Raw genomic sequence first — 7,357 nt, forward strand, 5'->3', positions numbered from 1 at the left:
CATAAGTACCTACCTTCATCCAGCCATTTTCTTTTTTTTCTACTACTCCCCAATTTTGCGGGTTAAATGTTGCTCCATAATTTGCTTTCGTCGCATTAAATGAAGGCTCGTTATACGCATAAATCGTTTTGTTGACTGTAATTTGTTCAGCCGTAGGATTCAGCCATTTTTCGCCTTCCCACGTCTTAATTTTTAGCCAACCATCTGTTGTTCCATCTACTATTCTAAAAGATTGTCTTCCATACTTCGCTCCAGCATTCGCAACCTTTGATGAGAAAGAGGGTTCATCATATGCATAGAAATCTCCCATGACACGTTCTTCCCCATTTAAGTTAATCCAAACTGGACCTTCCCATGTTTCAATCTTCCACCAACCATTATCTCTTTTTTCCACGACTCCTACATTTTGACCACCATACTCTGATCCACCATTTGTTTTAGCTGAATTAAAAGATGGTTCCTTATACCCATAGAATGATTGATTCACGTATTCTGAACTAGTAGCAGCGTGAGTTACCATACTAAATGCCGAGATAGATAGAACAAAAAATAATAACAATACACTCTTTTTTAGCATATACTTTTTCTCCTTTTTAATATTTTTATATAACGTTTATTACATTAACATAAATTTCTCTTTTTATCTATAAATTACCAAACTGAACAATAGGAATTTTAAAATGCATTTTTATATAAAATACACATTTAATTAAAGTAACTGTGTTTTTCGTTCTTCCATACGAATTACTTTTCCACTTTGATATATAAATGATTGTTCACCAAATCCACCTTGAGGTGGTTTTATTAGTTGGACTTGACCATTTTTAACTACATATATTCCGTTTATTTTTAAATCTATTTCAGCTGTCATTTCTACAAGATTTTCTTTTCTAATTCCCACCAATATCACTCCCATATGTTATAATTACTTTGTCGAATTAAGTTGAGAGTGATCTCAGCTTTTTTTATTTGTCTATAGATATCGCACAACATTTTCTGGAACAAATGATTGTTCCAAGGATAGATGAAGTCGTATTGGAGTCGGCTCTTTGCTATCCCTTGCTCGTTTACATATCTCTTCAGCTTCTTCCCATACAAATTGTTTATCCTCCACTCGCTTATACCGCCAAATCCCAATTGTATAATTCTCAAACAACTCATAACGTTCATCAGGCGCTGTTGTTGGTTTTAATTCATCAATCGCTTTGGCTTGACTTGGTATTTGCACAACCACATCTGCATACTGTAATTTTGAATTCAAACGGTGAATATGAGCTTTCTTAGAATCAAAAGATACTACTGGTTCCACATCAAAAATTGTTAACTGCTTTGGCATTGTTTTTCCCCTCCAATACCTGCAAACTTGCAACTAAGATTCCTTCAAGTTGCGTTAACGTTAGTTGATCTAATGTTTGTCCGTTAATTTCCGATAATCCCAGACCTAATAGTTTGCGAATAATTACTAGTTTCCTACGTTCTACTTCCTGACGTAACAACATGATTAAGCCTCCTGTTGATGATTGAACTTTCTCTCTAAATTTACAAACTTACTAAATTCTTTAATGAATGCTAGTTCAACAACACCAACTGGACCATTTCGCTGTTTCGCTAAAATAATTTCCGTTATGTTTTTATTTTCTGTCTCGCGGTCATAGTAATCTTCACGGTATAAGAATGCTATTAAATCCGCATCTTGCTCAATTTGACCATTCTCACGTAAATCTGATAGCAACGGTCTCTTATCTTGCCGACTTTCTACAGCACGGCTTAATTGCGATAATGCAACCACACATACGTTTAGTTCTCTTGCCATCAGTTTTAACTTACGACTAATCTCACCGACTTCTTGCATACGGTTCCCTCTATGCTTTGGGTCCCCTACAATAAGCTGCAAATAATCAATTGCAATTAAAACCTTTTTATCAGGGTACTTACGCTTTAATTTCCTAGCCTTTGCATAAATCTCTTGCATCGTGACATTTGCTTTATCGTAAATTTCTAATGGCAAATCATTAATTAATCCCATCGCTTGACTAATCTTTTCCCAATCCTTTAAATTACATAGCTTTTTAGGATTCTTTAATTTCGTAGCATCAATATTTCCAGTACTTGAAATCATCCTCTTAAGTAGCTGTTCCTCCCCCATCTCGAGCGAGAAGATTCCTGTTGCTGTATGAGCACTTGCTGCATGAAAAGCAACGTTTAATACGAATGCTGTTTTCCCCATTGAAGGTCGGGCCCCAACAATAATTAAATCACCTTCTTGTAACCCTGCTGTCATTCTGTTCAGGTCATCATAACCAGTTGGTATACCGGTTAAATCTCCTACATCAATTTGCATGTTCTTATACAAATCAACAAGCGTATCTTTCAAGTTAAATTCATCTGAGTAACCCGTTTCTTCAATGGCGGTTAATTCATCAATTGATGTACTAATAGCACTCATATCCCTATCTTGCTGAAGGCGGTTATATAAATTACCAGCAACCTCTTGAGCATGTCTCATCTTCCAAGCTTCAATCACTAATCCTTCGTGATATGAGAAGTTCTTAGTTGTTGTTACAACTTCCGTCAGGTTTACAAAGAATTCGATTCCACCAATTTGATGCATAAAGCTTTCATCGAATTTTCCAATGAGAGCAACAAGATCTATCGGAACCTCAGCATCCTCTAATTCTCTCATTGCCTTGAAAATTACTTGGTGCGTTGGTAAAGAAAACTGTTTTACCTTTAGCTGACAATCTTTAATTAAATCGCCTTCTTGGATTATGCTACCTAAAACACTTTGTTCAGCTTCAACATTACGAATCATATCGTTACTCATTTGGCCAACCACGCATTCTGTTGGTTAAGTACTGCAAGTTCTTCTTCTGTTGGAATGTTCTGCTCCCATGCTTGTTGCTGCTGTATTACGTTTTTAGTAGATTCCGATAAGCCTTTTTGTTGATAAGGTGCTCGTGTTTGTTGCTGCGATTTTGTTAATCGTTGAGCACGAAATGCTTTATCAGCAGCCTCAACATCAGTTACTGTTTTGAAGCCTTTAAGATGCCAATCTCTTAAAATCGTATTTACGTAAGACATGTTTCTCGTATTCTTCTCTAAAGCAATCTCCATAGCCTTAATAACTAGCTCTGTATTTAAATCATCTATCCAAGCATAAATACCATCTGCGATAAAAGGTGTGATGAATCCGAAGTTTTGCTCGTAAAAAGAAATCGGATTAACCTCAACAACTTCTTCCGCGCCTGCGCGTTCTTCTTGTTCTTGTTGTTGTTGTTCTTTTTCTTCTTCTTTTTCTTTTTCTTTTTCCTTGCTAGGGTCTTGGAAGCCCCTTATAAGCCCCTCCAAACGGACTGATAAATACTCCTTAATACGAGGGATTTTAAAATCTTGTTCTCGTTCTAATTGCAAGCAAGTTTCATAGAAATCAACTAAAAAATCCTGGTCCTTCACAGATTGAATCTCTTTTAAAACACACTTTTCAATGTTTACATTTTTAATTGGATTGAATTTCAACCAGTTGATTAAGAACAACTCTTTTGTTTTTTGGTTGTAATTAATTTTTCCGTACTCAGCAAAACGTTCTAATAACTTCATAACAGTTTCGCGATTGTATCCTGTATCAGTTTCAATAATACGAAGTGGAAGCTCATAGATTCCTGATTGAGACGTCTTACTGTTCGTCATCAAATATAAGTAGAAATACTTCTCCTCCGGTGTAAGATCTAAAACAAATGAATCCTGCCAAAATGAAACGTGTACTGGTCTATAAACTGCCATATTATTCATCCTCCCGTTTACATATCGCGAACCCGTCCTCTACACGTAATAAGCGATAATTCTTGTATCCTGTTTTGAGATATTGGTTTACTAAGTAAATTAGGTGTTGCTCTGATGTTGCTTGTTGAAACACTTTAGGGTTCAGCAACACTCTATGTAACGATTTGTCTAATAGCATGTAGCACACTCCGTTGTTATACGAATGTTAATTTGATATAATTAATCCTAAGATCTTTGCAAGACCGTTTGTCTATCACTCTGCCAAGTGATAGATTTTTTTATTTTCTACGTGTTACTAACGAAGCGTTAACTCCTCTTGCTCTTAAATCTTTAATCACCACACGATAACTCATCGATGCCTCATGTTCCTCTTTTGTATCACGAAGCATTTTAAATTCCCTCATACATCGCTCCAGCTCTTCTTCCCAGTGATTTGATTCTTCGGTTGATTCTGCATTAAACATGTTATGAATACATGCAGCCATACAGTTATGAAGTTTATTTGCAAACGAAAAATTTTCAGGAAGAACTAGATCATGAAGACGATTGTTTTTATCGTTCATGAATTACATCTCCTTTCTAACTAAATCGATGCTGTACGCATCGTTACAACCAGAAAGGAACATTGTAGAGGTATGGGAGGAACAATCCCTTTCTGGTCATAACGACAAGCACAGTGGCTTGTCCAAATAATGAATAAAATGTTATAATTACCTTATCGATATATTACTGAGCTACTGTTTCCTAGGCGGTAGCTTTTTCTTTTGCCCATTTATGCTTCAAAATAAACGATGCTTCTATAATTTTGATTCGAATCCCCAACAATTTCTTCTCTTGTTTTAACTCAACTGATTTTAAATCCTCATTAAGTAATTCTGCTATTTTAATTTCACCAGTTAGTTTTGCATCATAACGAATTAATTCCTTATATTCTCTTAGACTCGGTTTCTTATAATCTACTGTCATTTTCCTTCCTCCTTTACAGCACCTTCGTTAAAGTCATTAAGGTATCCACCGATTGAATAATAACGTTCTCCGCTATAGCCTTTTGCAACCAACTTCTTTGTATTTGTTCCATAATGCCAAAATGAACTTGTTCAAGAGCTTGAACTACACATTGAGTAGCTTGGATTGTATCGAAGATTTCTTTTGCATGAACTGCGTATTCATGTTTCTTTTTTTCATCATGCTTCCATGACCTTGTTGTAACTTGTAGATTCATAATTTCTTTAGCTGCCGCAATCCCCTCTTCAGCTTGCTTAATGTAGTTCATCAATTGTAGATTTACATCTTGAGTTAAGCGTGGATCTGTAGGTGGTAACCCAACACCATAAATATGTTTAATCGCTTGTTGATTCAACTTTGCTCCTGTTGCATGGCACCAATCCATCGCAAGTTCAAATTCTGGTTTAGAAAGTCCAGATTCAATACGGGTTAATCGTTCATGTGTAATACCAAGGTACTTAGATAACCCTTTCTTCGTTTTCAGCTGAACATTATCACAACATTCTGTAATAATTCCCCTATTGCTGAATTGCAGTATATGCTTGTTCCCATATCTGTTCGCCTCCATATTTAGTTTTCAAATGGTTACAATGAACTTAGTACATATGTAACTTGTCTACTTTTCGTATAAAAAGAGAGGAACTATTCCTCAACGTTTTCTTTTACTTGTATCTCTTTGATGATGGCCCAACCAGCCTTGTAATATGCTTGACGGATTTTATCGATATCCTTTTGTGATTTTGGCTCAGGAGCCACAACATGGACTTTCGTTTTTCCAAATTCATAAGTCGCCGCATATTCTTCTTGTTGGCTCATGGTGTCACCTCTTGAAGTGCTTTTTATATGTTTATGCGACGATTCTGTTGGTACTGCCATGTTAGTTGATCGCATTTTCTCACCTGCTTTCCATCTATTAAGTATAAGATTCTTGTACTCTTGTATATCAAATTAAATCCTTTACATCACTACCAAGAATAGTGGCTAATCTAATAGCCTTTTCAAGATTTGGATTACTATAACCATTTTCCCAATTACTTATTGTAGATTTTGTAACTTGCATTCTTTTTGCAAGATCTTGTTGCGTTAACTTACTTTTTTTCCTAGCTCTAATTAATTTGATATTTTTGTTCACTGTCTCTCTCCTTGTATAAGTTTTTTGTACTTTTATTATAGGTATAAGTTTCTTGTACGTCAACATATTTGTACAATTTTCTTGTACAAAGTTTTACAATCCATCTTTATAAGGTACAATATCTTTGTACTTTTTATTAACGGGAGGTGCTAAAAATGTTGAGACAAAGATTAAAAGAGATGCGTAAAACGCGTAAGCTCACTCAGCAAGGATTAGCCGATAAAGTAAATACCACTAAAGGCACCATTAGTAACTATGAGAATGGTCATAGCACTCCCTCAAACGAAATGCTAAAAGATTTAGCGAATGTTTTAGGAGTAACAACAGATTATTTATTAGGAAGAGAAGATGAATCAAGGATGTCTAATGCACTTCCTGATTTAAACAAAAAAGATACTCGTGATATCGCTCGTGACTTAGAAAAGACTTTAAAAGACTTAGAAAATAGCGAAGATGCTTTAATGTTTGACGGAGAGCCAATAGACGACCATACAAAAGAAATGATTCGTATTTCTCTGGAGAACTCAATGCGCATGGCAAAACAATTAGCAAAACAAAAATTCACTCCAAATAAGTATAAAAAAGATTGAACGGAGCGAGAAATGGAAATTAAAGAATACGCACTTAAAATCGCAGAAAAACATGAAACAACAAATCCATTTGAAATTGCTAGACGAAAAAATATTATAGTGTTGTTTGAAGACCTTGGGAATACTCTTGGTTTTTACAACACTTATAAACGCTTCAAATTCATTCATATCAATAATCAGATTAACGAAATCACACAACGCTTTGTCTGTGCTCATGAACTAGGACACGCTCTATTGCATCCAAAAGCTAATACTCCATTTTTACGAAATAAAACCTTTTTTTCTGTAGATCGATTAGAGATCGAAGCAAATACATTTGCAGTCGAGCTCTTATTACCTGATGAAATGATTTCTGAATATCAAGATACTAATCTATCAATTCAAGAAGTAGCTGAAATCTATGGGATTCCAGAAAATTTCGCTCGTTTAAAAACCTATTAATATGAATTTAAAATACAACTTTATAAGTTAGGAGTTACATAGATGAAAATATTTTTCTCATTTTTATTTGCAATAGCAATGATAGCTACGTTCATTTTACTAATTACATCATTGGTGTTTCGTTTAAAAAAGAAACCAACCACTAAGAAATACTTTAAGCTTACAGGTATAGCTTTTGTTTTATCTATCATTTCATTAATTGTAGTTAACATGAACATGACACCACAAGAAAAGCAAGAGATTCTCGCTAAACAAAAAGCTGAAGAAAAGCTAAAAGCCGAAGAAAAACAAAAAGAGAAAGAACAAAAAGAAGCTGAGGAAAAGCTAAAAGCCGAAGAGAAACAAAAGGCTAAAGAGCAAAAAGAAGCTGAAGAAAAGCTAAAAGCCGAAGAGAAACAAAAAGCTAAAG

11 protein-coding genes and 3 pseudogenes are annotated in these 7,357 nt (G+C 35.0%); 3 read left to right on the top strand and 11 right to left on the bottom strand.

Going from position 1 to position 7,357, the window contains the following annotated elements; translation table 11 throughout:
* The 11 genes and pseudogenes from MR115_RS29320 to MR115_RS29370 all read right to left on the bottom strand — a co-directional run.
* Positions 1-577: pseudogene (locus MR115_RS29320) on the bottom strand (hypothetical protein); the annotation flags it as partial.
* A gap of 132 nt (positions 578-709) precedes the next feature.
* Positions 710-901, bottom strand: a complete 192-nt coding sequence (locus MR115_RS29325; RefSeq protein WP_098849098.1) for a DUF3954 domain-containing protein — start codon at positions 899-901, stop codon at positions 710-712.
* Positions 902-973: 72 nt separating this feature from the next.
* Complete coding sequence (locus MR115_RS29330) at positions 974-1,336, bottom strand: cell division protein SepF (RefSeq protein ID WP_088311739.1); 363 nt, start codon at positions 1,334-1,336, stop codon at positions 974-976.
* Positions 1,311-1,499: a hypothetical protein gene (locus tag MR115_RS29335; protein WP_088311738.1), complete on the bottom strand. Its 189-nt coding sequence runs from the start codon at positions 1,497-1,499 to the stop codon at positions 1,311-1,313. Before MR115_RS29335 ends, MR115_RS29330 begins: the two co-directional genes overlap by 26 nt.
* Before the next feature lie 2 nt (positions 1,500-1,501).
* Positions 1,502-2,824: a replicative DNA helicase gene (gene dnaB / locus MR115_RS29340; RefSeq protein ID WP_242243815.1), complete on the bottom strand. Its 1,323-nt coding sequence runs from the start codon at positions 2,822-2,824 to the stop codon at positions 1,502-1,504.
* Positions 2,821-3,780, bottom strand: coding sequence for a DnaD domain-containing protein (locus MR115_RS29345; RefSeq protein ID WP_242243816.1), 960 nt, complete (start codon positions 3,778-3,780; stop codon positions 2,821-2,823). The genes dnaB and MR115_RS29345 overlap by 4 nt, the downstream gene beginning before the upstream one ends.
* 278 nt (positions 3,781-4,058) lie before the next feature.
* A complete protein-coding gene (locus tag MR115_RS29350; protein WP_242243817.1) occupies positions 4,059-4,343 on the bottom strand; it encodes a hypothetical protein in 285 nt (94 codons plus the stop codon).
* Between the two features lie 181 nt (positions 4,344-4,524).
* Entirely contained in the window at positions 4,525-4,746 is a 222-nt protein-coding gene (locus tag MR115_RS29355; protein ID WP_242243818.1) for an RNA polymerase subunit sigma, read from the bottom strand.
* A gap of 13 nt (positions 4,747-4,759) precedes the next feature.
* Positions 4,760-5,337 (bottom strand): annotated as a pseudogene (locus MR115_RS29360) (sporulation sigma factor-processing peptidase).
* A 90-nt stretch (positions 5,338-5,427) separates the two neighbouring features.
* The gene (locus tag MR115_RS29365) at positions 5,428-5,676 is read right to left on the bottom strand and encodes a hypothetical protein (protein ID WP_242243819.1); all 249 of its coding nucleotides are present in this window, start codon (positions 5,674-5,676) and stop codon (positions 5,428-5,430) included.
* A gap of 52 nt (positions 5,677-5,728) precedes the next feature.
* Entirely contained in the window at positions 5,729-5,917 is a 189-nt protein-coding gene (locus MR115_RS29370) for a helix-turn-helix transcriptional regulator (RefSeq protein WP_050822091.1), read from the bottom strand.
* A 155-nt stretch (positions 5,918-6,072) separates the two neighbouring features.
* Here MR115_RS29370 and MR115_RS29375 point away from each other — a divergent pair, with 155 nt between their 5' ends.
* The 3 genes and pseudogenes from MR115_RS29375 to MR115_RS29385 form a co-directional block, all read left to right on the top strand.
* A complete protein-coding gene (locus MR115_RS29375; protein WP_242243821.1) occupies positions 6,073-6,507 on the top strand; it encodes a helix-turn-helix domain-containing protein in 435 nt (144 codons plus the stop codon).
* Between the two features lie 12 nt (positions 6,508-6,519).
* Complete coding sequence (locus MR115_RS29380) at positions 6,520-6,948, top strand: ImmA/IrrE family metallo-endopeptidase (protein WP_242243822.1); 429 nt, start codon at positions 6,520-6,522, stop codon at positions 6,946-6,948.
* Positions 6,949-6,990: 42 nt separating this feature from the next.
* Positions 6,991-7,357: pseudogene (locus MR115_RS29385) on the top strand (hypothetical protein); the annotation flags it as partial.

The sequence above is a fragment of the Bacillus cereus group sp. BfR-BA-01309 genome (assembly GCF_022664315.1).
Lineage (GTDB): Bacteria > Bacillota > Bacilli > Bacillales > Bacillaceae_G > Bacillus_A > Bacillus_A mobilis.

Excerpts from the sequence above, each read along its gene's own strand:
- MR115_RS29330 (WP_088311739.1), bottom strand. The coding sequence starts at position 1,336 with ATGCCAAAGCAGTTAACAATTTTTGATGTGGAACCAGTAGTATCTTTT.
- MR115_RS29335 (WP_088311738.1), bottom strand. The coding sequence starts at position 1,499 with ATGTTGTTACGTCAGGAAGTAGAACGTAGGAAACTAGTAATTATTCGC.
- dnaB (WP_242243815.1), bottom strand. The coding sequence starts at position 2,824 with ATGAGTAACGATATGATTCGTAATGTTGAAGCTGAACAAAGTGTTTTA.
- MR115_RS29345 (WP_242243816.1), bottom strand. The coding sequence starts at position 3,780 with ATGGCAGTTTATAGACCAGTACACGTTTCATTTTGGCAGGATTCATTT.
- MR115_RS29350 (WP_242243817.1), bottom strand. The coding sequence starts at position 4,343 with ATGAACGATAAAAACAATCGTCTTCATGATCTAGTTCTTCCTGAAAAT.
- MR115_RS29355 (WP_242243818.1), bottom strand. The coding sequence starts at position 4,746 with ATGACAGTAGATTATAAGAAACCGAGTCTAAGAGAATATAAGGAATTA.
- MR115_RS29365 (WP_242243819.1), bottom strand. The coding sequence starts at position 5,676 with ATGCGATCAACTAACATGGCAGTACCAACAGAATCGTCGCATAAACAT.
- MR115_RS29375 (WP_242243821.1), top strand. The coding sequence starts at position 6,073 with ATGTTGAGACAAAGATTAAAAGAGATGCGTAAAACGCGTAAGCTCACT.
- MR115_RS29380 (WP_242243822.1), top strand. The coding sequence starts at position 6,520 with ATGGAAATTAAAGAATACGCACTTAAAATCGCAGAAAAACATGAAACA.